Source organism: Citrobacter sp. Cpo065 (genome assembly GCF_030332805.1).
Lineage (GTDB): Bacteria > Pseudomonadota > Gammaproteobacteria > Enterobacterales > Enterobacteriaceae > Citrobacter > Citrobacter portucalensis.
The window spans coordinates 75,930-100,914 of record NZ_JAOWHC010000031.1 but is presented as its reverse complement, the minus strand read 5'-3'; the positions used below and the strand labels follow the sequence as shown (position 1 = coordinate 100,914).

At 52.9% G+C, this 24,985-nt stretch carries 22 protein-coding genes and 1 pseudogene; 12 read left to right on the top strand and 11 right to left on the bottom strand.

All coding sequences use genetic code 11. The features are described from left to right. Nucleotides 1–10: 10 nt before the first annotated feature. Entirely contained in the window at nucleotides 11–673 is a 663-nt protein-coding gene (gene fsa, locus OGY68_RS11615; protein ID WP_057068736.1) for a fructose-6-phosphate aldolase, read from the top strand. A gap of 12 nt (nucleotides 674–685) precedes the next feature. Further along, a complete protein-coding gene (gene gldA / locus OGY68_RS11610; RefSeq protein WP_057068734.1) occupies nucleotides 686–1,789 on the top strand; it encodes a bifunctional L-1,2-propanediol dehydrogenase/glycerol dehydrogenase in 1,104 nt (367 codons plus the stop codon). A gap of 86 nt (nucleotides 1,790–1,875) precedes the next feature. Here the strand turns inward: gldA and katG are convergent, their stop codons facing one another. The 3 genes from katG to OGY68_RS11595 all read right to left on the bottom strand — a co-directional run bounded on the left by katG (nucleotide 1,876) and on the right by OGY68_RS11595 (nucleotide 6,177). Beyond that, nucleotides 1,876–4,056 carry a catalase/peroxidase HPI gene (katG, locus tag OGY68_RS11605; protein ID WP_057068732.1) on the bottom strand — a complete coding sequence of 727 codons (2,181 nt, stop codon included), beginning with the start codon at nucleotides 4,054–4,056 and terminating at the stop codon, nucleotides 1,876–1,878. A 167-nt stretch (nucleotides 4,057–4,223) separates the two neighbouring features. Continuing rightward, complete coding sequence (metF, locus tag OGY68_RS11600) at nucleotides 4,224–5,111, bottom strand: methylenetetrahydrofolate reductase (protein ID WP_008787045.1); 888 nt, start codon at nucleotides 5,109–5,111, stop codon at nucleotides 4,224–4,226. Nucleotides 5,112–5,268: 157 nt separating this feature from the next. Next, nucleotides 5,269–6,177: a LysR family transcriptional regulator gene (locus OGY68_RS11595; RefSeq protein ID WP_057068730.1), complete on the bottom strand. Its 909-nt coding sequence runs from the start codon at nucleotides 6,175–6,177 to the stop codon at nucleotides 5,269–5,271. An 89-nt stretch (nucleotides 6,178–6,266) separates the two neighbouring features. Here OGY68_RS11595 and OGY68_RS11590 point away from each other — a divergent pair, with 89 nt between their 5' ends. Beyond that, nucleotides 6,267–6,644, top strand: coding sequence for a carboxymuconolactone decarboxylase family protein (locus OGY68_RS11590; RefSeq protein ID WP_057068728.1), 378 nt, complete (start codon nucleotides 6,267–6,269; stop codon nucleotides 6,642–6,644). Nucleotides 6,645–6,682: 38 nt separating this feature from the next. Here the strand turns inward: OGY68_RS11590 and OGY68_RS11585 are convergent. From OGY68_RS11585 to metB, 4 genes and pseudogenes are all read right to left on the bottom strand, one after another. Continuing rightward, nucleotides 6,683–7,678, bottom strand: a pseudogene (locus OGY68_RS11585) (bifunctional metallophosphatase/5'-nucleotidase); the annotation flags it as partial. 100 nt (nucleotides 7,679–7,778) lie between these two features. Beyond that, nucleotides 7,779–7,925: a hypothetical protein gene (locus tag OGY68_RS11580; protein ID WP_188093462.1), complete on the bottom strand. Its 147-nt coding sequence runs from the start codon at nucleotides 7,923–7,925 to the stop codon at nucleotides 7,779–7,781. Nucleotides 7,926–8,015: 90 nt separating this feature from the next. Beyond that, a complete protein-coding gene (locus OGY68_RS11575; RefSeq protein WP_057068726.1) occupies nucleotides 8,016–10,448 on the bottom strand; it encodes a bifunctional aspartate kinase/homoserine dehydrogenase II in 2,433 nt (810 codons plus the stop codon). Nucleotides 10,449–10,450: 2 nt separating this feature from the next. Further along, nucleotides 10,451–11,611: a cystathionine gamma-synthase gene (metB, locus tag OGY68_RS11570; RefSeq protein ID WP_003028818.1), complete on the bottom strand. Its 1,161-nt coding sequence runs from the start codon at nucleotides 11,609–11,611 to the stop codon at nucleotides 10,451–10,453. Nucleotides 11,612–11,876: 265 nt separating this feature from the next. On the opposite strand from metB, the gene metJ reads away from it, so the two are divergent. Beyond that, nucleotides 11,877–12,194, top strand: a complete 318-nt coding sequence (gene metJ / locus OGY68_RS11565; RefSeq protein WP_003825168.1) for a met regulon transcriptional regulator MetJ — start codon at nucleotides 11,877–11,879, stop codon at nucleotides 12,192–12,194. A gap of 58 nt (nucleotides 12,195–12,252) precedes the next feature. Here metJ and OGY68_RS11560 read toward each other — a convergent pair whose 3' ends face one another. From OGY68_RS11560 to rpmE, 3 genes are all read right to left on the bottom strand, one after another. Further along, nucleotides 12,253–13,677 (bottom strand): MFS transporter, encoded by a 1,425-nt coding sequence (locus OGY68_RS11560; RefSeq protein WP_286617066.1) that lies wholly within the window; start codon nucleotides 13,675–13,677, stop codon nucleotides 12,253–12,255. 78 nt (nucleotides 13,678–13,755) lie between these two features. Next, entirely contained in the window at nucleotides 13,756–14,436 is a 681-nt protein-coding gene (locus tag OGY68_RS11555; RefSeq protein ID WP_003825173.1) for an oligogalacturonate-specific porin KdgM family protein, read from the bottom strand. Nucleotides 14,437–14,774: 338 nt separating this feature from the next. After that, nucleotides 14,775–14,987 carry a 50S ribosomal protein L31 gene (gene rpmE / locus OGY68_RS11550; protein WP_008787040.1) on the bottom strand — a complete coding sequence of 71 codons (213 nt, stop codon included), beginning with the start codon at nucleotides 14,985–14,987 and terminating at the stop codon, nucleotides 14,775–14,777. A 257-nt stretch (nucleotides 14,988–15,244) separates the two neighbouring features. Here rpmE and priA point away from each other — a divergent pair, with 257 nt between their 5' ends. The 7 genes from priA to rraA all read left to right on the top strand — a co-directional run bounded on the left by priA (nucleotide 15,245) and on the right by rraA (nucleotide 23,231). Further along, on the top strand, nucleotides 15,245–17,443 hold the full coding sequence (gene priA / locus OGY68_RS11545) for a primosomal protein N' (protein WP_048215183.1): 2,199 nt from the start codon (nucleotides 15,245–15,247) through the stop codon (nucleotides 17,441–17,443). A gap of 156 nt (nucleotides 17,444–17,599) precedes the next feature. After that, nucleotides 17,600–18,625, top strand: coding sequence for a DNA-binding transcriptional regulator CytR (cytR, locus tag OGY68_RS11540; RefSeq protein WP_003825179.1), 1,026 nt, complete (start codon nucleotides 17,600–17,602; stop codon nucleotides 18,623–18,625). 93 nt (nucleotides 18,626–18,718) lie between these two features. After that, complete coding sequence (gene ftsN / locus OGY68_RS11535; RefSeq protein ID WP_071941308.1) at nucleotides 18,719–19,693, top strand: cell division protein FtsN; 975 nt, start codon at nucleotides 18,719–18,721, stop codon at nucleotides 19,691–19,693. A 91-nt stretch (nucleotides 19,694–19,784) separates the two neighbouring features. Continuing rightward, entirely contained in the window at nucleotides 19,785–20,315 is a 531-nt protein-coding gene (gene hslV, locus OGY68_RS11530; RefSeq protein ID WP_003028805.1) for an ATP-dependent protease subunit HslV, read from the top strand. 9 nt (nucleotides 20,316–20,324) lie between these two features. Further along, entirely contained in the window at nucleotides 20,325–21,656 is a 1,332-nt protein-coding gene (gene hslU / locus OGY68_RS11525; protein ID WP_003028803.1) for an ATP-dependent protease ATPase subunit HslU, read from the top strand. A gap of 67 nt (nucleotides 21,657–21,723) precedes the next feature. Continuing rightward, entirely contained in the window at nucleotides 21,724–22,653 is a 930-nt protein-coding gene (menA, locus tag OGY68_RS11520) for a 1,4-dihydroxy-2-naphthoate polyprenyltransferase (protein ID WP_003825185.1), read from the top strand. 92 nt (nucleotides 22,654–22,745) lie between these two features. After that, nucleotides 22,746–23,231: a ribonuclease E activity regulator RraA gene (gene rraA / locus OGY68_RS11515; RefSeq protein ID WP_048237079.1), complete on the top strand. Its 486-nt coding sequence runs from the start codon at nucleotides 22,746–22,748 to the stop codon at nucleotides 23,229–23,231. A 221-nt stretch (nucleotides 23,232–23,452) separates the two neighbouring features. On the opposite strand, the gene zapB is transcribed toward rraA, so the two are convergent. Then, nucleotides 23,453–23,698: a septal ring assembly protein ZapB gene (zapB, locus tag OGY68_RS11510; RefSeq protein ID WP_095533156.1), complete on the bottom strand. Its 246-nt coding sequence runs from the start codon at nucleotides 23,696–23,698 to the stop codon at nucleotides 23,453–23,455. Nucleotides 23,699–24,126: 428 nt separating this feature from the next. On the opposite strand from zapB, the gene OGY68_RS11505 reads away from it, so the two are divergent. Next, nucleotides 24,127–24,972 carry an MIP/aquaporin family protein gene (locus tag OGY68_RS11505; protein WP_008787032.1) on the top strand — a complete coding sequence of 282 codons (846 nt, stop codon included), beginning with the start codon at nucleotides 24,127–24,129 and terminating at the stop codon, nucleotides 24,970–24,972. Nucleotides 24,973–24,985: the final 13 nt, after the last annotated feature.

Sequence of the window (24,985 nt, the reverse complement as noted above, 5' to 3'; positions counted from 1 at the left end):
ATGTTTTTGTATGGAACTTTACCTTGATACCGCCAACGTCGCGGAAGTTGAACGTCTGGCACGCATCTTTCCTATCGCGGGAGTCACCACCAACCCAAGCATTGTGGCGGCAAGCAAAGAATCTATCTGGGATGTACTGCCACGCCTGCAAAACGCCATCGGCGAAGAGGGTATTTTGTTTGCCCAAACCATGAGCCGCGAGGCGCAGGGCATGGTGGAAGAAGCCAAACGCCTGAGCAATGCAGTGCCCGGTCTGGTAGTGAAAATCCCGGTGACATCCGAAGGTCTGGCCGCGATTAAGATGCTGAAAAAAGAGGGTATCACCACGCTGGGAACCGCCGTTTACAGTGCTTCTCAGGGGCTACTGGCTGCGCTGGCAGGAGCCAAATATATCGCGCCTTACGTTAACCGTATCGACGCACAGGGCGGCGACGGGATTCGCACAGTACAAGAACTGCAAACGTTACTGGAGCTGCATGAGCCAAACAGCATGGTACTGGCAGCCAGCTTTAAAACCCCGCGTCAGGCGCTGGATTGCTTACTGGCAGGATGTGAAGCTATCACCCTGCCATTAGACGTAGCGCAACAAATGCTCAATACCCCTGCGGTAGAGTCAGCAATAGAGAAGTTTGAGCAGGACTGGAACAACGCATTTGGTCACATCAACCTGTGAGGGAAATAAAGTATGGATCGCATTATTCAATCACCTGGTAAGTACATCCAGGGTGCCGATGTTATTACCCGTCTTGGCAGCTACCTCAAACCACTGGCAGAACGCTGGCTGGTCGTTGGGGACAAGTTTGTCTTAGGCTTTGCCCAGAGCGCACTGGAAAAAAGCTTTCAGGATGCCGGACTGGCGCTGGAAATTGCACCGTTTGGCGGCGAATGTTCACAAAACGAAATCGACCGTCTGCGCGGCGTAGCGGAAAAAGCGCAGTGTGGCGCAGTACTTGGTATTGGCGGCGGTAAAACGCTGGATACCGCCAAAGCGCTGGCACACTTTATGGGCGTGCCTGTCGCCATTGCCCCAACCATCGCCTCTACCGATGCGCCGTGCAGCGCGCTGTCCGTCATTTACACCGATGCCGGTGAATTCGATCGCTATCTGCTGCTGCCCAACAATCCGGACAGGGTCATTGTGGATACCAAAATTGTTGCGGGTGCACCGGCGCGTCTGTTATCTGCGGGTATTGGCGATGCGCTGGCAACCTGGTTCGAAGCGCGTGCTTGTTCACGCAGCGGCGCAACCACCATGGCGGGCGGTCAGTGTACTCAGGCGGCGCTGGCGCTGGCAGAGCTGTGCTTTAATACGCTAATCGAAGAAGGTGAAAAAGCGATGCTGGCAGCCGAGCAGCACGTGGTTACACCAGCACTGGAGCGCGTTATTGAAGCCAACACCTATCTGAGCGGTGTCGGTTTTGAAAGCGGTGGTCTGGCAGCTGCTCACGCCATTCATAACGGTCTGACCGCAATCCCGGATGCGCATCACTACTACCACGGCGAGAAAGTGGCTTTCGGTACGCTAACGCAGCTGGTGCTGGAAAACGCGCCAGTTGATGAAATTGAAACCGTTGCCGCGCTGTGTCATTCCGTTGGCCTGCCGATTACCCTGGCGCAACTGGACATCAAACAGGATATCCCGGCGAAAATGCGCATTGTGGCTGAGGCAGCCTGTGCAGAAGGCGAAACCATCCACAACATGCCTGGCGGCGCAACTCCGGACCAGGTGTATGCCGCCCTGCTGGTGGCTGACCAGTACGGTCAACGTTACCTGCAAGAGTGGGAATAACCTGCCAATAGAAAATCCCCGCAATCGCGGGGATTTTCTTATTCATACTATGCCGGATACGCACAAGCGACATCCGGCATTATCTGTTACAGCAGATCGAAACGATCCAGGTTCATCACTTTCACCCATGCGGCAACGAAATCTCTCACGAACTTCTCGTGAGCATCGCTGCAGGCATAAACTTCAGCCACTGCGCGCAGTACGGAGTTAGAACCGAACACCAGATCGGCGCGGGTTGCCGTGTATTTTACTTCACCGCTCAGACGGTCACGACCTTCGAACAGCTCTTTTGACTCATCAACCGCCTTCCACTCATGGCGCATATCCAGCAGATTGACGAAGAAGTCAGTGCTGAGCACGCCAGGACGATCGGTAAAGACGCCATGCTGGCTGCCGTCGAAGTTGGTGCCCAGTACGCGCATACCGCCCACCAGCACGGTCATTTCCGGTGCGGTCAGCGTCAGCTGCTGCGCTTTATCAATCAGCAACGACTCGGTGGTCGATACGTCAGGACGGGAGCGGTAGTTACGGAAGCCATCGGCGATCGGCTCAAGCAGTTCAAACATCTCAATATCCGTTTGGTCCTGACGCGCATCCACGCGGCCCGGCGCAAAAGGTACTTTAATGCTGACACCCGCAGCGCTAGCCGCCTGCTCTATACCAACAACACCGGCCAGCACGATAATATCGGCTAACGAAGCGGTATGGGCTGACTTATAAATGCCTTCCAGCACAGGCAGTACGCGTGCCGCGGTAGCATTCACATCCCAGCCACGCTGTGGGTCCAGCGCCAGACGCGCACCGTTAGCGCCGCCACGTTTATCCCCACCGCGGAACGTTGATGCAGAAGCCCACGCCACTGACACCAGCTCGCCCACGGACAACCCGGAAGCAGCAATGGTCGCCTTCAGTTTCAGGATATCTTCTTCGCTTGGGTTAAAGAACGCATGCGGCAGCGGGTCTTGCCAAATCAGATCTTCTTTTGGCACTTCCGGTCCGATGTAACGCGCTTTTGGCCCCATATCACGGTGCGTCAGCTTAAACCATGCGCGGGCAAACGCTTCGTTAAACGCCTGCGGATCGTTCAGGAAACGGCGGGAAATCTTCTCGAACTCCGGATCGAAACGCAGCGTCAAGTCGGTAACCAACATTGTTGGCTTACGTTTTTTCGACGGATCGAACGGATCGGGGATAATTTCCGGTGCGTCAACCGCTTCAAACTGAATAGCGCCTGCCGGACTGCGAGTTTGCACCCATTCATATTTGAACAGGTTCTCGAAGAAATAGTTGCTCCATTGGGTCGGCGTCTGCGTCCAGACCACTTCCAGACCGGAAGTAATTGCGTCTGCACCCGCGCCGCTGCCGTAGCTGCTGGCCCAGCCCAGGCCCTGCGCTTCAATTGGTGCGGATTCTGGATCGGCGCCTACGTGCGAAGCCGGCGCTGCACCGTGAGTTTTGCCCAACGTATGACCGCCGCCAATCAGCGCTACGGTTTCTTCGTCGTTCATACCCATGTTACCGAAGGTCGCGCGAATAGCCGCTGCCGCAGAAAGCGGTTCGCCGCTATGGTCCGGCCCTTCCGGGTTCACATAGATAAGACCCATTTCGGTTGCGCCCAGCGGCGCTTTTGCCAATTCTTCCGGATGACGGTGGGTCAACCAGGCTTTTTCATCACCCCAGTTTACGTCGAGATCCGGTTCCCAGACGTCTTCACGACCGGCACCGAAGCCGAAAGTGCGGAAGCCTGAGTTTTCCAGCGCCACGTTACCCGCAAGGATAAACAGGTCGGCCCAGGAAATTTTCTGGCCATATTTCTGCTTGATTGGCCACAGCAGACGACGCGCTTTATCCAGGCTGACGTTGTCTGGCCAGGAGTTCAGTGGTGCAAAACGCTGCTGTCCGCGACCCGCGCCACCGCGTCCATCGATGGAACGATAGGTCCCAGCACCGTGCCATGCCATGCGGATAAACAAACCGGCATAAGAGCCCCAGTCAGCAGGCCACCACGGTTGAGATTCGGACAGAAGGGCTCTGAGATCCCCTTTCAGGGCAGAGTAATCAAGTTTGCTAAATTCTTTGCGGTAGTCGAAGTTCTCACCCAGCGGGTTCGAACGATTGGAATGTTGGTTTAAAAGATCAACGCGGAGTTGATTAGGCCACCAGTCGCGGTTATTTCTTCCTGCACCCGCGCTGTGATCCGGCCCGCCCTGATGAAAAGGACACTTACCGGCAGTTGATGCGTTTTGGCTATCGTCGGACATGCTCATCTATATGCTCCCTTTACAGTGTTCTGACTACGATATACACCACCAGAGATAAGATATAGTCGAAAAAACCCACAGATTCGATAGCTCATTCCTTTTATATTTAAAGTTACAGAGATGTAGATCAAAATGATCAATAAAAAACCCTCCGAAGAGGGCTGAGGCACTAATTATGCTGGTCTTACTCCCAGCGTGTGACAAATTGCGTAGCTCATCTCGGCGCGATTTAGAGTATAGAAGTGAAAATCTTTCACCCCTTCGCGACTGAGGATTTTCACCATGTCCATGGCGATGTTTGCACCTACCAGCTTGCGGGTTTCCGCATCGTCATCCAGACCATCAAACATGGTCGACATCCAGGAGGGGATACGAACATTGGTCATATCGGCAAATTTTTTCGCCTGTTTAAAGTTGGAGACTGGCAGGATACCCGGAATAATTTCCACATCGATTCCCGCAGACACGCAGCGATCGCGAAAGCGCAGATAGCTTTCCACATCGAAGAAAAACTGAGTAATGGCGCGGTTTGCACCAGCATCAACCTTACGCTTCAGGTTCAGCAAATCGGCCTGAGCGCTCTTCGCTTCTGGGTGTACTTCCGGATAAGCCGCAACGGAGATATCAAAGTCCGCAACGTCTTTCAGCAGAGTCACCAGGTCAGAGGCATACATATCCGGTTTACCGCTTCCCGGCGGCAAGTCACCGCGCAGAGCAACAATATGACGAATACCGTTATTCCAGTAGTCCTGAGCAATGGTGCGCAGCTCATCGCGGGTAGCATCAATACAGGTCAGGTGCGGAGCTGCTTCAAGACCAGTGCGATCCTTAATGCCTTTAATAATGCTGTGCGTACGGTCGCGCTCACCAGAGTTTGCACCGTAGGTGACTGAAACAAACTTCGGCTTCAGGCTGCTCAGGCGATCGATGGAGTTCCACAGGGTTTGCTCCATTTCACTGGTGCGCGGCGGGAAAAACTCAAACGAAACGTTAATCTGACCCTGTACTTCCGCCAGGCTCTGATTCAGGGCTTCCCGCTGGTTGGCGTGAAAAAAGCTCATACCTTACCTCATCAATCTTTTGTCGTTATATGTTGTGTTGTGAACTGCTATACGTTTAGACGTCTAGATGTAAAAATGACGGAAAAGCACGCTGGCGTCAACACAAAAATCATCGTTAAAGGTGAGGAATACTCAGCCAACGTGAAAAAAATTCACATCAGCCTGAAATGATGGGGAATTGCGTCACGACCGTCTGCAGCCACGCTAATTTTGTTACGTTCTCAGGCAGCATCAGCAACCCCATGCTAATACGCAATTCGGTATCGGTAAGAGGAAGGAATATCACGCCCTGACGCTGGATCGCGGAAAAGGAGGCCGGAATCAGGCTCAGGCCGTCACCCTGCGCGATCCGCGCCAGCAGCACGTCATGTTCCAGCGGCTCTTCAATACAGGCAGGCGAGTAACCCGCACGACGAAAAATGTGTCGGGTGTAATCAAAGAAAGCAGGGTTACGTTCGCGTTTGAACCAGAACAGCGGTCGGTGGCTCAGCGCGGTTAATGAGAGTGACGACAGTGCCGCTTCTGCCCACTGCGCGGGTAAGGCGGCAATCATCGATTCTTGCCAGCCAAGCGGCGTGACGCTAAGCCCCGAAGTTTCAAGCGGTAGTGCCACCAGAGCGGCATCCAGTTTGCCCCGACGCACCTGGCGCGCCAGTTCAGGCGAACCATGCCGGACAATATGTAGCTTCTGTACGCGCATATTAAGCCGGGACTCAAGCGCCGTAAAGACACCCTGCTCAAACGCCGTACTTAGCCCTAAGCGCAGAGATTGCTCCCCCGTTTTCACTAACTGACCCAGCGCCGCCCAGGTTTTATCCTGTAGCGCCAATAGCGGGCGTACGATTTCAAGTACGCGTTGGCCATCCTCCGTCAGCGTAAGTCCACGGGTATGACGGACAAAAAGCGTCACTCCCAGGCGTTCTTCAAGCTGGCGAATGTGGCGACTCAGCGGCGGCTGCGACATAAACAAGCGCTGCGCCGCCCGGCTCATATTGTTCTCTTCCGCTACTACGGAAAAGTAACGCAGCAGGCGAATGTCCAGAGAGTGCAAAGACGATGTTGTCATACCGAAAAGGTATCACGGAAACGGTATTATCCCAATCATTCCGCACGCCCTATCCTCACACTACAAACCACACGAAAGAGGAAGGAATGATGCCTTCAGAACGCTTTATTACCGGTCAGGAGATGTTGCAAAAAGTGGATGGTAAAGGGGGCGATGCGGTCGTCGAAATTCTGCAGGATATTGCGCCAGACTTCGCCCAATACCTGATTGAATTTCCTTTTGGCGACATCTATTCAAGGCCGGGGCTGGATTTACGCAGTAGAGAAATCGCTACCGTCGCGGCATTAACTGCGCTGGGTAACGCCGCACCGCAGTTGAAAGTGCATATTGGCGCGGCATTACACGTGGGTTTAACGCAGGATGAGATCATTGAAGTGATTATGCAGATGGCCGTATATGCTGGCTTCCCCGCGGCACTCAACGGCTTGTTCGCCGCAAAAGAGGTGTTTGCCTCCCACAAAGGCTAAAACAACAGGCCAGCGGAATATCTGCTGGCCTGACCTCACTACGGTTTCACATCTTCCACACGCATGCCTTTGAGTTGCTCATCCGTCAGCGTATTTCCCACTTTGAAATAATCAACGACAGCATTAGAGACATAGTAACCGCCGGATGTGTTACGCGCTTTACCTTCGGTGAAGGCCGTAAAACCATCACCGCCGTCTGCCAGGAAGCTATTGGTGGCAATGTGATAAACCACAGCGTCCTCAATTGGCTTACCGTTAAGCGTCAATACGGTGACCCGCTGGCCAACCGGTTTGCTGCTGTCATACTTCATCTCCAGTCCTTTGGACACCTGCAATACGCCGTTGCTTAAACCCGCGCCGTGCTCCATCAGGCTACGTAACTGCTTCCCGGTGAGATCCATGGTTGCCAGCTCGTTCGGAAACGGGAAGGTGCTAATGACGGCACCCATCGTGATAGCACCCGCCGGAATTTCATTCCGGATGCCGCCCGAGTTAGTGAGTGCTAACTGGGTATCTTTGCCCGCCGCAGCCAGCAATGCATCTGCCGCCAGATTTCCCAGGGAAGAAGATTCACCGTAAGCACGCGTCAGCTCAACCGGAGAGTTGGCTACCGTTTGTTGTACCACTTTATCGAGCTTTTTATTCCAGCCATCAATGACCTGTTTCGTTTGCGGGTCTGGCTGCCACTCATCAGCAAAAATGGTCTTCAGTTCGAAGTTCTTAACGGTAAATTGATGCGGTTTTTGCTGGTAATCCAGCACCAGTTTACCCACATCAATACCGCCGCTGTCGGTAGACAGAATCAGGGTGTTACCGACTTTAATCGGCTCCGGCGTGCCCACATGCGCATGACCGGTGATCAGGATATCCAGCCCCTGCACCTGGCCTGCGGTCTGGATATCTTTATCCAGCGCACGGCGCACATCGGTGCCCCCCAGACTGGACTGACGTGCTGGCGTGCCTTCGTGGATGAGTGCCACGGTGAGATCGACTTTGCCTTTAAGCTCATCGATATAGCGTTGCAACCACTTAACCTATCAGGGATGGTGGCAAAATGAGTGGCAAATCTGGCAACGAGGCGATACGCGTAAAATGGTGTGTTTGTTAACGCAGGGGCGTGTTGAAGAAGGCGCGTCAAAAACTCTGGCGGCAAGCCATCATTTTCTCGCCTGGTTGCGGCAGCAGACGGAATTTCAGCAAAGCCCCCGCTACTCCGCCCATTCGGTATTTCAGACGATAAGGACGCTGGTAGATCAATACAACGCCCTGATCACCCAGCACGATTTGCCCCGGTGGTGCTGCCGCTTACCGGGCCTACGATTCATGAAATATGTAGGCCGGATAAGCGTAAGCGCCATCAGGCAACGCAAACTACAGCAGCTGCGCCAGACGGTTGATGTCTGACTGAATAGCGCCGGCGGTGACGTCACGACCTGCGCCCGGTCCACGGATCACCAGCGGGTTATCGCGATACCAGCGGCTTTCAATAGCGAATACGTTATCGCACGGCAGCAGCGCCGCCAGCGGGTGTTCAGGACGAACCGCTTCAACACCAACGCGCGCTTTACCGTTAGCATCAAAACGCGCCACATAGCGTAGCACCAGCCCCATTTCACGCGCCGCTTCCAGACGCTGCACCATCTGCTCGTTAAGCTCATCACCATTCTCAAAGAAATGGTCAATAGAGCCTTCTTCACAGTGCGCAGGCACCAGCGATTCCACGCGAACCTGGTCCGGTTCGATGTCGTAACCTGCTTCACGCGCCAGAATCACCAGCTTACGCATCACATCTTTGCCGGAAAGATCTACGCGCGGATCGGGTTCAGTCAGCCCCTGTTGCCACGCCTGATCCACCAGATCGGTGAACGGGACCGTGCCATCAAATTGCAGGAACAACCACGACAACGTACCGGAGAAGATCCCGCTGATCGACAGAATGGTATCTCCGCTATCAATCAGATCGCGCACGGTATGATTGATCGGCAAGCCTGCGCCTACGGTAGCGTTATACAGCCAGTGGCGACCGGTTTTTTCAAAAGCGTCATGAATTTGGCGATAATTATGACTGCTGCTCGCCCCCGCCAGTTTGTTGGCGCTGATAACGTGGAAACCATGGCTGGCAAAATCCAGATACTGATCCGCAAGTTGCTCGCTGGCAGTAACGTCCAGCACCACTAAATCATCATACGGGTGAGCACGCATCCACAGGAATAGAGACTCTTCATCCTGCTCTACTGCCTCGTCATCAAAGAAAGCTAACGCGCGGCTGGCATCCAGCCCTTCGTAATTCAGCAGGCTACGACGGCTATCAACCACTCCCGCCAGCACAAACTCTAATCCGGTGCGCGCCGAGAGCGTGCTCTGCTCGCGAGCGAACAGTTCCAGCCAGCGCGAACCAATGTTGCCTTTGCCGAACAACACCAGACCAATGCGTTTTTCCGCGCGGAAAATTGACTGATGCAGGCCCTGAATCAGGCTCTCTGTTGGCCCAGTACGCAGTACCGCGACCAGGCTGATACCCTCTTCCGATTGCCAGGTGAATTCAACCGGCTGACCTTTCAACTGTTGCCAGAAACGGTGGCAGTGCAGCGGATTACGGGTGACGCCCGCCCCGACCATCGCTACCAGCGCCAGCCCCTGGCGCAAACGCAGCTCGCCCGGCAGACCAGCTTCATCCAGAATTTTCAGTGCGCCATCAGCGACTTCGGAGGTATAGCAAAATTGCAGCAGTTGGCGGTCAGAATGCACACCCACTGCCAGCGGACGCACCTGGGTACGTTTTAAAACCTGATCAATCTCTTTATAAGCCAGCTTAAAGTCCTGGCCAGTCGGAACCAAAAACTCAATCAGGCAGACGTCATCATGACTGGTCACAATACGCGCCCCGGTACCGGAGGCCAGTACGCGTTCAATGCGCGTTGAACCCTGCTCCGGCGTATAGCTACAACGCAGTTGGAGATCGATATCGCTACCGGAAACCGGCTGTAAGGTACGGGCATGGAGAACCGGCGCCGCCAGACGCGCCAGTTCGCTGGCTTCATCCAGACGCAGCAGCGGCAGCAAACAGGCGTCTTTTACTTTACGCGGATCCGCACTGTAAACCCCGGCGACATCGCTCCAGATAGTTACGCGAGAAACGCCCGCCAGCGCGCCAACCTGCGTCGCCGAGTAGTCGGAGCCGTTACGCCCCAGCAGGACCGTTTCACCGCAATTGCTGCGGCTAATAAAGCCGGTAACCACCAGCCGTTTACCCGGATGCTGCGCCAGCAGTTGCTGTAGCAGTGGGTAAGAAAGACCTTCATCTACCTGCGGCTGGGCACCGCGTTCAGCACGTAAAAAATCGCGCGCATCCAGCCAGGCTGACTCCAGCCCCTGTTGGTTAAGGACCGCAGACATCAAACGCGCGGACCATACCTCACCATGCCCAACAACCTCAGCATAGACGGCATCGTTCACGCCGCTGTCGAGTAATCCAGCCAGACGCTCCAGATCGTGAATAAACGCGCCAATCAATCCATCCGCTATCTCAGGCGGTAACAAACCGCTGATAAGCTCGCTCTGATAGCGACGTAACGCCTGTTGAACCTGATGCGCAGAAAGGCGATCGGTCTGGCTTAATTTCAGCCAGCTAATCAACTGGTTAGTGGTACTGCCTGCGGCTGAAACAACCATCATGTCATCAGGCTGCGAGTACTCCGCCATAATGCCTGCGACACGCAGATAACATTTCACATCAGCCAGACTACTACCACCAAATTTGTGCAGTTGACGACCCTTCGCCCCTGCCTGCGCAATCACACTCATGTTTACCCCTTGTTTGCAGCCCGGAAGCCATTTTCCAGGTCGGCAATTAAATCTTCGCCATCTTCAATACCGGTGGAGATACGCAGCAGCGTTTCGGAAATTCCGGCAGCAGCACGCGCTTCTGGCGCCATGCCCGCGTGTGTCATGGTTGCGGCGTGGGAGATCAGACTTTCAACGCCCCCTAACGATTCCGCCAGCGTAAACAATGACAACCCGCCAAGGAAGCGGCGCAGCGTTTGCTCATCACCATCCAGTTCAAAACTTAACATCGCGCCAAAGCCTTTTTGCTGACGCGCGGCAATCTCATGGCCCTGATTATCCGGCAATGACGGGTGATACAATTTTTTCACCAGCGGCTGAGTTTGCAGATAATCGACTATCGCCTGAGCATTACGTTGCGCCACCTCCATTCGAGGAGACAGAGTACGCAGGCCGCGCAACAGCAGATAACTATCAAACGCGCCGCCGGTCACACCAATATTATTCGCCCACCATGCCAGTTCAGTGACCGTTTCCGGATCTTTCGCTATCACAACACCAGCCACCACATCTGAGTGACCGTTTAAATATTTCGTGCATGAATGCAACACCAGATCGGCGCCCAATGCCAGTGGATTTTGCAATGCCGGGCTTAAAAAAGTGTTGTCGACCACGCTGACCGCGCCAGCTTCACGCGCCAGCTGACAGATTTTCGCAATATCCACCACGCGCAGCAGCGGGTTGCTTGGGCTTTCTACCAGCACCAGTTTCGGTTTTTCCGCCAATGCGGCCTGCAATGCCTGCTCATCACCTTGATCGACAAACAGGACGCGGTAACAGCCACGTTTTGCCAGACTGTCAAACAGTCGGTAGCTCCCGCCGTAGCAGTCATGCGGTGCGACCAGCAGATCGCCTGGCTTGAGGAAGACCGTGGTCACCAGATGAATCGCCGACATGCCAGTATTGGTCAGCACAGCACCTGCACCGCCTTCCAGTTCCGCCAGCGCACGCTGAACAACATCGCGCGTTGGGTTGCCGCGACGCGAATAGTCATGGGCGCGAGGTTCATTAAATCCGGTAAAGTTATAGGTGCTGGAGAGGTGAATCGGCGGGACAACGCAACCGTACTGTTCGTCGTCATTTAACCCGCTACGCACTGCGATGGTGGCCTGTTTACGCGTCATATTGAGGAGATCCTGGCTGAGTCGGTGAAAAGTCAGACACCAGAGTAATCATAGTTACGATAGCCGTCAATACATCTGGACATCTAAACTTCTTTGCGTATAGATTGAGCAAACTGGAAATAGCCGTTAAAATTATATGCATTAGCGTACATCTGCGTCGGCTTACTTCGTGTCAGGGCCACGCCACCACGATAAACTACGCGCAATTATGGTCCGGGCTCAGGTTCTGGCCTCAATATTAATGACGAAGAGGATTAGGTATCTCATGGCTGAATGGAGCGGCGAATATATCAGCCCATACGCTGAGCACGGTAAGAAGAGTGAGCAAGTCAAAAAAATTACGGTTTCCATTCCTCTGAAGGTGTTAAAAATCCTTACCGATGAACGCACGCGTCGTCAGGTGAACAACCTGCGCCACGCCACCAACAGCGAACTGCTGTGTGAAGCGTTTCTGCATGCTTTTACTGGGCAACCCTTACCCAACGATGACGACCTGCGTAAAGAACGCAGTGATGAAATCCCGGAAGAAGCAAAGGTAATCATGCGTGAACTGGGTATCAACCCGGAAACGTGGGAATACTGATAGTTAGAACAGCAATGGGCGTGTAGAGGCGGGAATGCTCCCGCCTTTTCTCACAGTGTTACTTACTAATACCATTGAGTTTATTCAATGTTTCTTCCATTTTGAGCGTTTCCGTACGGTTCAATGGATAGAAATAAATCAGAATGACCGCCGCCAAAAACAGGCATAGCGCCGGCAAGAGATTCGCCATCGTATAAATATTTTCCTGCACAATGCTGGTTTGCACTGCACCACCTGTTGACAATGATTGATAGCCAATGATAGCCAACATAAAGCCACCAATCGCCCCTGCGCATGCCTGACCAACCTTGCGCGCAAAGAAGTTCACACCATAAACCGTGCCATCCTCGCGATCGCCAGTGACATACTGATGGTAGTCACAAACATCAGTCATAAACGCCCAAATCATCAGGTTGAATAACCCTGCACCCAGCGTCGCCAGGAACAAGAAAACCAGATAGACCTTTGCATCCGTAATGTGGACAAAGTACATAATCACATACATGACCACGGCAAAAAGCAACGCGCCTACACTGGCTTCTTTTTTACCAAACCGCTTCGTGAGCCAGGATGCCGATGGCGCCAGCAAAACCAGGGAACCAAAGGTAAACAGCAACGCGACTGACATCGCCTCTTTATTGTGGAAATAGTCATTAAACAGGTAAGTCATGTTGGTACCGGACAACCCCTGATTAATTACAATCAGCAAATCCACAACCACTAAAACAATCAGCGCCTTATTGCGTGCCAGTCCCTTCAGCAACACCGAAACGGGCATGCTCTCTTTTCTCTCCACGCGCACGCGCTCCGTCGTTAAATGACAGGTCAAGGATAAAAAGATCAAGCCCAGCACTGCGCAACCAATGGAAATCCAGAAGAAGTGTTGCCCGGAAATCACCTGGCTTCCATCCACCAGGGTGGTGTACATCAGGATTGGAATGAAAAAGCCAGTTGCCCCACCGCCAATTGCTGACCCAACGCTACGCCAGGTTGAAAGCGATACACGATCTTCAGGATTCGAGCTAATCGCCGCAGACATAGCACCGTACGGAATACTCACGGTCGATAACAGCGAACCGTAAATGAAATAGGAGCAGCAGATGTAGATGATTTTCGCCGTATAAGAAAAATCATTCACAAACGGCAGGAACAGGACAACCGCAATGATGCAAAATGGATACTTCATACGACGCACCCACGGGTTGAAACGTCCATGTACCGTCAGTTTAGAGGTATCACATAAGCGCCCTACACCAACATCAACAAACGCATCAAAGAGTTTGGTCACAAAATAGAGTGAACCAACAATAACGCCGGAAATACCGAGGACGTTAGTGTAATAAATCATTAAAAAACTATTAACTAAGCCAAGAATAAAACAGGTTCCGAGGTCACCACATAAATAACCAATTTTATCTCTAATTCCGAAAGGCCTGACGGCAGTGGTTTCATTATTTCCGATAATAGTTCCATCATTAGACATGATGTCAACTCCTTAGACATATTATTCACACAAACTATGCTTATCGACGTAATCAGCCGATACGAAAACTATTACCGATTAAAAGTTATAACCAAGACCGACACGATAACGGGTCTGACGATCGTCTGTCGTTGTTGTGTTATAACCCGAGGAAACGTTGCCAACCTCAACAAATGGAACCCAGGAGCCTAATTTGTACGCCACGCGGAAGTTATATTCATAATCATCTTTCCGGTTGTTATATAAATCTTCGCTATCGGCAATTTTATAAATACCATTTAGCTCAAACATCCAGTCATTGACATTATAACCAAGCCAGGCTTCCGGACGATAGACCATGCGGTCATCTTTGCCGTCAGTGTTTCTGCGCATGTATTCCTGACGATAGCGGAACGCGGTCCACCAGTTGTCGTTGATGTTGTACTGCACGCGGATATAAGGCTTATAAATCGCGATATTATCGCCCGTTTCGATCGCAATGCCGGGCTGCCAGACAAGACCCTGCCAGGTGAACTGATAGCTTGCGGTATACTCGTTGCCGTTACTTTCCATATTATTCCACGCATCATTTGACTGCGTGTTTTCGGAACGAGAAATGGCTTCTACTGCCACACCAAAACCCGTGGCAAAACGGTGAGACATATACACACGATCGTAATTACGTCCATCGTCATAATATTCATGTCGGTAATCAACATAACCCGCCTGTGCGGCCGCAGAGAATAATGGAATCAGTAATAACGCAGATTTAAATTTCATGACAATCCCTCTTCACACTCAACAACGGAAATAATCCATCTCGTTTGTCCATAAAATGGGAAAACAAAAAGGCTTTTAGATTAATTTTATATTTCCACGAAAGTGTATTTTAGAAAGAAAGCAGAAACCTTTGGTATTTTGCCAGGAGCTGGTAAAAGTGGCAAAAGACAGAAGATAAAAAGGACGCAGATCACCAGTTGCAATATTTTATCGAAAAAATAAAACACCGTTTTATTTATTGAATAAAATAGATTATTCAATACATCAATATATATTTCAGTTCTGAAGCGCAGAAACAAAAAAAGCGCCATAAGGCGCTTTTTTCTGACAGCTGAAACTTACTTGCTGCCTGGGATGCTGAAACGCTTGTTGAAGCGATCAACACGGCCACCGGTAGCAACATCACGCTGCTTGCCAGTATAGAACGGGTGGCACTGACCGCACACGTCCAGGTTCAGATCGTGACCGACGGTAGAGCGGATTTTCATGACGTTACCGCAAGAGCAGTTTGCAGTAATTTCTTCGTATTTCGGGTGAATATCTTTTTTCATGGGAAAACCTCGGTTTAAGGCCGCGTCGCTCTTCCAGCCCTAACGCCAGACACCACGCGATGTTAATTATTCCCCGTCACCTTTCACGCTGCATCAACAGCCTGAAACTCTCGGGTAATGGTCATTGTTTGACGCAATCAATTTGCATCAAAGGCGGCGAATCATACAGAAATTAACCTGCTCATGCAAACTGATCCGCATTCTACCCTCCACTAATGTGTATACTAACCCGCCAGATTTCAAGTCAGGATGATTCAATGCCCGTTGCGCACGTTGCCTTACCTGTTCCGCTACCTCGCACCTTTGACTACCTCCTGCCGGAAGGCTTGAGTGCCAAAGCCGGGTGTCGTGTACGCGTGCCCTTTGGCAAGCAGCAGGAGCGCGTGGGTATCGTCCTTTCCGTCAGCGAGCACAGTGAACTGCCGCGGAGCGAATTGAAAGCCGTTCTCGAAGTGCTGGACAGCGAACCGGTCTACTCGACCTCTGTCTGGCGTCTGCTGTTGTGGGCGGCTGATTATTATCATCATCCCATCGGTGACGTACTGTTTCACGCTCTGCCAATTTTACTGCGCCAGGGACGCCCGGCGACAAACGCGCCCATGTGGTACTGGTTTGCCACTGAAGAAGGCCAGGTAATTGACCTCAACAGCCTGAAGCGTTCTCCCAAGCAGCAACAGGCGCTGGCTGCGCTACGCCAGGGGAAAATCTGGCGCGACCAGGTGGCTGAACTGGAATTTAATGATGCCGCATTACAGGCTCTGCGGAAAAAAGGGCTGTGCGATCTGGCGAGCGAAACACCAGGCTTTAGCGACTGGCGTACGCACTACGCGGTTTCTGGTGAGCGTCTGCGGCTGAACACCGAGCAGGCCACCGCCGTCGGGGCGATTCACAGCGCCTCAGACAGTTTTAGCGCCTGGCTATTAGCGGGCGTAACGGGATCAGGCAAAACAGAGGTCTATCTTAGCGTTCTGGAAAACGTCCTTGCCCAGGGCAAGCAGGCTCTGGTGATGGTGCCGGAGATTGGCCTGACGCCGCAAACTATTGCCCGTTTTCGCGAACGTTTCAATGCGCCGGTCGAAGTCCTGCACTCCGGTTTAAACGACAGTGAACGTCTTTCAGCCTGGCTGAAAGCAAAAAATGGCGAGGCGGCGATAGTTATCGGCACGCGTTCTTCGCTGTTTACGCCGTTTAAAAATCTCGGCGTGATTGTCATCGACGAAGAACACGACAGCTCTTATAAACAGCAGGAAGGCTGGCGCTATCATGCGCGCGACCTCGCGGTTTACCGCGCCCATAGCGAGCAAATCCCGATTATTCTCGGCTCAGCCACCCCGGCACTGGAAACGCTGTGTAACGTGCGGCAGAACAAATATCGCATGCTACGCCTGACGCGCCGCGCCGGAAATGCGCGCCCAGCCACTCAGCACGTGCTGGATCTCAAAGGTCAGCAGGTGCAGGCCGGACTCGCCCCTGCGCTAATCGCCCGTATGCGTCAGCACCTGCAGGCGGATAACCAGGTGATCCTGTTTTTGAACCGTCGCGGTTTTGCACCCGCCCTGCTTTGCCACGACTGTGGCTGGATTGCCGAATGTCCGCGTTGCGATCACTACTACACGCTACATCAGGCGCAGCACCACCTGCGTTGCCACCACTGTGACAGCCAGCGCCCAATACCACGTCAGTGCCCCTCCTGCGGTTCGACGCATATGGTTCCGGTAGGACTCGGCACCGAACAGCTTGAGCAGGCTCTGGCACCTTTTTTCCCCGGTGTGCCAATTTCACGTATCGATCGCGACACCACCAGCCGTAAAGGGTCGCTGGAGCAGCATCTGGCGGAAGTGCATCGCGGCGGCGCACGAATTCTTATAGGCACGCAAATGCTGGCCAAAGGCCACCACTTCCCGGACGTCACTCTGGTGGCGCTGCTGGACGTTGACGGCGCGCTATTCTCCGCAGATTTCCGGTCAGCAGAACGCTTCGCCCAGCTCTATACGCAGGTCTCTGGCCGTGCCGGACGCGCCGGGAAACAAGGCGAAGTGGTGCTGCAAACGCACCATCCTGAACATCCGCTGCTGCAAACCTTGCTGTATAAAGGCTATGACGCGTTTGCCGAACAGGCGCTGGCCGAGCGACAAACGCTCCAGCTTCCACCGTGGACCAGCCATGTGATCGTGCGGGCAGAAGATCATAACAACCAGCATGCACCAATGTTCTTGCAGCAACTACGGAATCTCATTCAAGCCAGCCCGTTGGCCGATGATAAACTCTGGGTGCTCGGCCCGGTTCCCGCACTGGCGCCCAAACGCGGTGGTCGTTATCGTTGGCAAATATTGTTGCAACATCCATCACGAATTCGTCTGCAACATATCGTCAGCGGCACGCTGGCACTGATCAATACGCTACCCGATGCACGCAAGGTTAAATGGGTGCTGGATGTCGATCCCATCGAGGGTTAACCCCTCACGATGCGAGGCGGATCGTAAAATTAAAGATCCATCACACTTTTTATGAAAATTCTGTAACCGCTTCCATTCACTATCTGATAAAAATGTTTCAGATGAAGGTTATCCAGGGACGAGTCTGTGCCAGCAGCTCTCTGGCGAGGAGAAAGAGTGAAACCGAATAAGCAGGTTGCCGCCGCTACGATGAAAGATGTTGCTCTGAAGGCGAAAGTCTCAACGGCAACCGTATCCCGCGCATTAATGAACCCGGACAAAGTCTCGCAGTCAACCCGTAACAAGGTTGAGCAGGCAGCGCTGGAAGTGGGATATCTACCCCAATCAATGGGACGTAACGTTAAGCGTAATGAGTCACGTACCATTCTGGTGATTGTGCCGGATATCTGCGATCCCTTTTTTAGCGAAGTGATTCGTGGCATCGAAGTGACTGCCGCAGAACAGGGATACCTGGTGCTTATTGGCGACTGCGCGCACCAGAATCAGCAGGAAAAGACGTTTCTTAACCTCATTATCACCAAGCAGATCGATGGCATGGTACTGCTCAGCTCGCGCCTGCCGTTTGATGCCAGCGTGGAAGAACAGCGCAATTTACCGCCGATGGTCATGTCGAACGAGTTCGCGCCAGAGCTGGAACTCCCTACCGTGCACATTGATAACCTCACCGCCGCCTTTAATGCGATGAATTATCTGCTGGAACTGGGGCATAAACGCATTGGCTGTATCGCCGGACCCGAAGATATGCCGCTGTGCCATTACCGCCTGCAAGGCTACGTTCAGGCATTACGTCGCAGCGGAATTACGGTCGATCCGCATTTCATCGCGCGCGGTGACTTTACCTATGAAGCGGGAGCCAATGCGTTGAAGCAGCTCCTTGAACTACCACAGCCGCCGACCGCTGTCTTTTGTCACAGCGACGTCATGGCGCTGGGCGCACTCTCTTACGCCAAACGTCAGGGTCTGAAAGTCCCTGATGATTTATCCATTATTGGCTTTGATAACATTTCGCTCACGGAATTTTGTGATCCACCCCTGACAACCGTCGCACAGCCGCGTTTCGATATCGGACGTGAAGCTATGCTGTTACTGCTCGATCAATTACAAGGGCAGAGCGTCAGCAGTGGCTCACGTTTACTGGACTGCGAGCTTATTATTCGGGGTACTACCCGGGCACTGACGTAAAGTAAAGTGCTTTCGGACTCCCCTGTCTGGTCAAAGGCCCGCCGCTTAAGTAACATGGCGGGCTGACGAACGAATAAATACAGCGAAACGATAGTGGCACAACGAGATTATGTACGTCGCGGCCAACCGGCACCTTCGCGGCGCAAGAAGAGCACATCACGGAAAAAACAACGCAATACGCCTGCGGTATCGCCCGCAATGGTTGCTATTGCTGCAGCCGTACTCGTGACCTTTATCGGTGGTCTGTACTTCATTACGCATCACAAGAAAGAAGAGTCCGAAACGCTGCAAAACCAGAAAGTCACCGGTAATGGCATTCCGCCAAAACCGGAAGAGCGCTGGCGATACATCAAAGAGCTGGAAAGCCGTCAGCCTGGCGTACGTGCGCCTACCGAACCGTCTGCGGGCGGCGAGGTGCTGAATGCCGACCAGCTAACCAATGAGCAGCGCCAGCTATTGGCGCAAATGCAGGCTGATATGCGTCAACAGCCGACACAGCTCAACGAAGTACCGTGGAACGAGCAAACGCCTGAACAGCGCCAGCAAACGCTGCAGCGTCAGCGTCAGGTGCAACAGCAGCAGTGGAACAACACCCAGCAGCAGGCTCAGCAGCCGCGTCCACGGGCAACAGAACAGCCGTATCAGCAGCAGCAAACGCGTACAGCACAAGCCGCGCCGGTACAGCAGCCGAAAGCGCAGCCAAAACCGGCGGCGCAACAGCCGTATCAGGATCTGCTGCAAACGCCAGCGCATACCACCGCCGCTCAGCCGAAAACGCAACCGGCCGCGCCAATAACGAATGAAACGCAGCCGCCAAAACAGACTGCTGAGAAAAAAGATGAACGCCGCTGGATGGTTCAGTGCGGATCATTTAAAGGCGCTGAGCAGGCAGAAACTGTGCGTGCGCAGCTGGCCTTTGAAGGCTTTAACTCCCGTATTACCACCAATAACGGCTGGAATCGTGTGGTCATTGGTCCGGTCAAAGGCAAAGAGAATGCCGACAACACCATCAGCCGCCTGAAGGTTGCTGGTCACACAAACTGCATTCGACTCTCCACTGGGGGTTGAAACCCCCAAAATCCCCCCCATCTATACTTGCATTACGCCCCGTACACTGTGCGGGGCCTGTACATTGCATTTGTAACCAAGGGGTCTGCTCGTGACAACAATAGTAAGCGTACGCCGTAACGGCCATGTGGTAATCGCCGGTGATGGTCAGGCCACACTGGGTAACACCGTAATGAAAGGCAACGTGAAGAAAGTCCGCCGTCTGTACAACGATAAAGTCATCGCGGGCTTTGCGGGCGGTACTGCGGATGCATTCACGCTGTTTGAACTGTTTGAACGCAAGCTGGAAATGCACCAGGGTCACCTGGTGAAAGCTGCCGTTGAACTGGCAAAAGACTGGCGTACCGACCGTATGCTGCGCAAACTCGAAGCGCTGCTGGCCGTCGCAGATGAAACTGCATCGCTCATCATCACCGGTAACGGCGACGTCATCCAGCCAGAAAACGATCTGATTGCCATCGGCTCCGGCGGTCCCTACGCCCAGGCTGCTGCACGCGCTCTGCTTGAAAATACCGAGCTTGGCGCACGCGAGATTGCTGAGAAAGCGTTGGATATTGCAGGGGATATCTGCATTTATACCAACCACTTCCATACCATCGAAGAATTGAACTCCAAAGCGTAAGGATCCCCCATGTCTGAAATGACCCCACGCGAAATTGTCAGCGAACTGAACAAACACATCATCGGCCAGGATAACGCTAAGCGTTCCGTGGCGATCGCCCTGCGTAACCGCTGGCGTCGTATGCAGCTCAACGAAGAGTTGCGTCATGAAGTCACGCCGAAAAACATTCTGATGATTGGCCCGACCGGCGTCGGTAAAACCGAAATCGCCCGTCGTCTGGCAAAACTAGCCAACGCGCCGTTCATCAAAGTTGAAGCAACAAAATTCACCGAAGTCGGCTATGTTGGTAAAGAAGTAGATTCCATCATCCGCGATCTGACCGATGCTGCCATCAAAATGGTCCGCGTGCAGGCAATCGAGAAAAACCGCTTCCGTGCCGAAGAGATGGCGGAAGAGCGCATTCTCGACGTGCTGATCCCACCAGCTAAAAATAACTGGGGGCAGTCAGAGCAGCCGCAGGAACCTTCTGCAGCGCGTCAGGCATTCCGTAAAAAACTGCGTGAAGGCCAGCTGGATGATAAAGAGATCGAAATCGATCTCGCGGCCGCACCGATGGGCGTTGAAATTATGGCGCCTCCAGGAATGGAAGAGATGACCAGCCAGCTGCAGTCCATGTTCCAGAACCTGGGCGGTCAGAAGCAAAAACCGCGTAAGCTGAAAATCAAAGACGCGATGAAGCTGCTGATTGAAGAGGAAGCGGCCAAACTGGTGAACCCGGAAGAGCTGAAACAAGAAGCTATCGACGCCGTTGAGCAGCACGGGATCGTGTTTATCGACGAAATCGACAAAATCTGTAAGCGCGGCGAATCCTCCGGCCCGGACGTGTCCCGTGAAGGCGTACAGCGCGACCTGCTGCCGCTGGTTGAAGGCTGCACGGTCTCCACCAAGCACGGCATGGTGAAAACAGATCACATTCTGTTTATCGCTTCTGGTGCATTCCAGGTAGCCAAACCGTCCGACCTGATCCCAGAACTGCAGGGTCGTCTGCCGATTCGTGTCGAGCTGCAGGCGCTGACCACCAGCGATTTTGAGCGTATCCTTACCGAACCGAATGCCTCCATCACCGTCCAGTACAAAGCGCTGATGGCGACTGAAGGTGTGGACATCAACTTCACTGAATCCGGTATTAAACGCATTGCCGAAGCGGCCTGGCAGGTTAACGAAACCACCGAAAACATCGGTGCACGTCGTCTGCATACCGTTCTGGAACGTCTGATGGAAGATATTTCCTATGATGCGAGCGATTTGAACGGCCAAAGCATCACAATTGATGCCGAATATGTGAGCAAACATCTGGATGCGCTGGTCGCAGATGAAGATCTGAGCCGTTTTATCCTATAATCGCGTTCAATGCATTTTCATCACTGTTGATGGGGCTGATAAAGCCCCATTTTTATTGGCGCTAAATATGACTGAACAACAACAAATTAGCCGCTCACAAGCCTGGCTGGAAAGTTTACGACCTAAGACCTTACCGCTCGCCTTCGCGGCGATCATCGTCGGTACGGCATTAGCATGGTGGCAAGGATACTTCGATCCGCTGGTTGCTCTGCTGGCATTGATTACGGCAGGACTGCTGCAAATTCTGTCCAATCTCGCTAACGACTATGGCGATGCCGTTAAAGGCAGCGACAAGCCCGACCGTATTGGACCGCTGCGCGGTATGCAAAAAGGGGTCATCACCCAACAGCAGATGAAGCGCGCGCTGATCGTCACCGTGGTGCTGATCTGTCTGTCCGGGCTGGCACTGGTTGCTGTAGCCTGTCACACGCTGGCGGACTTTGTCGGTTTCCTGGTGCTCGGCGGCCTGTCGATTATCGCCGCGATCACCTACACCGTGGGTAATCGCCCTTACGGATATATTGGCCTGGGCGATATTTCTGTGCTGGTATTCTTCGGCTGGCTCAGCGTAATGGGAAGTTGGTATCTGCAGGCGCATACATTGATTCCAGCGCTGATTCTGCCTGCCACCGCCTGCGGCCTGCTGGCAACCGCCGTGCTCAATGTCAACAACCTGCGCGATATCAACAGCGACAGAGAAAACGGCAAGAACACGCTGGTCGTGCGTTTAGGCGCTGTCAATGCCCGCCGCTACCACGCCTGTCTGCTGATGGGCACGCTGGTCTGTCTGGCACTGTTCAACCTGTTCTCACTGCAAAGCCTGTGGGGATGGCTGTTTATCCTCGCCGCTCCGCTGCTGATCAAACAGGCTCGCTATGTAATGCGCGAGATGGACCCGGCTGCAATGCGTCCGATGCTGGAACGCACCGTAAAAGCGGCATTGTTAACTAACCTGCTGTTTGTCGTTGGAATTTTCTTAAGTCAGTGGTCTCTTTAACTGACAAATATCAATTAACAATTGATGATTTTGCCAACAGTACACATAGCGCGATATACTAAAAATTCTCGCAGCAACTGAACGTTAAGCCTATGAAATACGATACATCCGAGCTTTGTGACATCTATCAGGAAGATGTCAACGTCGTGGAACCGCTGTTCTCTAACTTTGGAGGACGGTCGTCGTTTGGCGGACAAATCATCACGGTAAAATGTTTCGAGGACAACGGGTTGCTGTACGATCTGCTCGAACAAAACGGCCGTGGTCGCATTCTGCTGGTCGATGGCGGCGGTTCTGTTCGTCGTGCGCTGGTCGATGCCGAACTGGCACAGCTGGCCGTACAGAATGAATGGGAAGGTCTGGTCATCTACGGCTCAGTACGCCAGGTAGACGATCTGGAAGAACTGGATATCGGCATTCAGGCGATTGCCGCTATTCCGGTAGGTGCCTCAGGTGAAGGCATTGGAGAAAGCGATGTACGCGTCAACTTCGGTGGCGTGACGTTCTTCTCCGGCGACCACCTGTACGCCGATAACACCGGGATAATCCTCTCCGAAGACCCGCTCGATATCGAGTAAGCGAAAAAGGCACCGCAAGGTGCCTTTTTTATGCGTTGTCGCTGATTGCCGGATGTCGGCTTACGCCTTATCCGGCCTACAGGTATCCGCATTCTAAATCCTCTATAGATTTCGCGTCAGGGCAAGGCGGCAAGTAAGTGAATCCCCAGGAGCATAGGCCACTATGTGACTGGGGTGAACGCACGCAGCCAACGCCGCCATAACGTGAAATATGACGAGGATTAGACTTCTTCCATACGACCCAGCAGGGCATGCAGACGATCCTGCCAGCCGCTCTGCTGTTCTTTCAGGCTGTTGTTCTCACGCTCCAGTTCTTCACGCTGCTGCTGTGCAGTCTGAACTTCCTGCGACAGTGAGTTGTTCTTTTCTTTCAGCTCTTCGATTTCCATCTGCAACAGCGTGATGGTATCAATCGCCTGCTGTACTTTTGCTTCCAGTTTCTCAAACACTTCTAATGACATCGTCATACCTCTCCTGAATTGCAAGGCGTTGATGGATAAAAATCCTCGTCCCGATAACCGGCGACGCCTTAATAAAAACGAGCGCACTCTACTTAACACCGATTGTATGAAGCCGCGTCATCCCTGTCCAGCGGCATCCCGCGCAGATTGCGGTTTGCAACACTTTTAGTCTTTCTCCTGGTGACATTACTGTCATAACTCTTAAGTGTTAACAGGTTGATCAGTGAAATGATTCAGCTCACACTATTTTTGTATAACAAATACCTCACAATGGCGCGAAAACGCTCATTTTGTTGATGCAGTACACACATTTTAATTTCGATATTTCTCGTTTTTGCGCGTTAACGATAAATTAACAGTGTGCCTACCGGCTCCGGGGATGTCAGTGACCTTCTCGCACACAATAAACATTAAACTCTCTTCAGGATCCGATTATGAGTCAAACATCAACCTTAAAAGGCCAGTGCATTGCTGAATTCCTCGGTACCGGGTTGTTGATTTTCTTCGGTGTGGGCTGTGTCGCTGCACTTAAAGTGGCTGGGGCTACTTTCGGTCAGTGGGAAATCAGTGTCATCTGGGGTCTGGGGGTAGCGATGGCTATCTATCTGACCGCAGGCGTTTCTGGTGCACACCTGAATCCCGCGGTAACCATCGCACTCTGGCTGTTCGCCTGTTTTGATAAACGCAAAGTTGTTCCTTTTATTATTTCTCAAATTGCCGGCGCCTTTTGCGCAGCGGCACTGGTTTACGGGCTTTATTACAATCTTTTCCTCGATTTCGAACAAACCAACCATATCGTACGCGGCAGTACCGAGAGCCTGGGTCTGGCAGGTACTTTCTCCACCTATCCGAACCCGCATATCAATTTTGTGCAGGCCTTCGCGGTTGAAATGGTCATTACCGCTATTCTAATGGGGCTGATTCTGGCTCTTACCGACGATGGTAACGGTGTACCTCGTGGTCCGCTGGCACCACTGCTGATCGGCTTGTTGATTGCCGTTATTGGTGCTTCCATGGGTCCGCTGACAGGTTTTGCGATGAACCCGGCACGTGACTTCGGACCGAAACTCTTCGCCTGGATGGCCGGATGGGGTGAGATTGCCTTCACGGGTGGTCGCGATATCCCTTACTTCCTGGTTCCGGTGTTTGGCCCGATTACCGGCGCGATTTTGGGCGCATGGGCATATCGCAAACTGATTGGTCGTCATTTACCGTGCGATGTCTGCGCGATTGAAGAAAAAGACGTTGCGGCCAACACTCAACAAAAAGCTTCGCAGTAATGTGACTACGGGA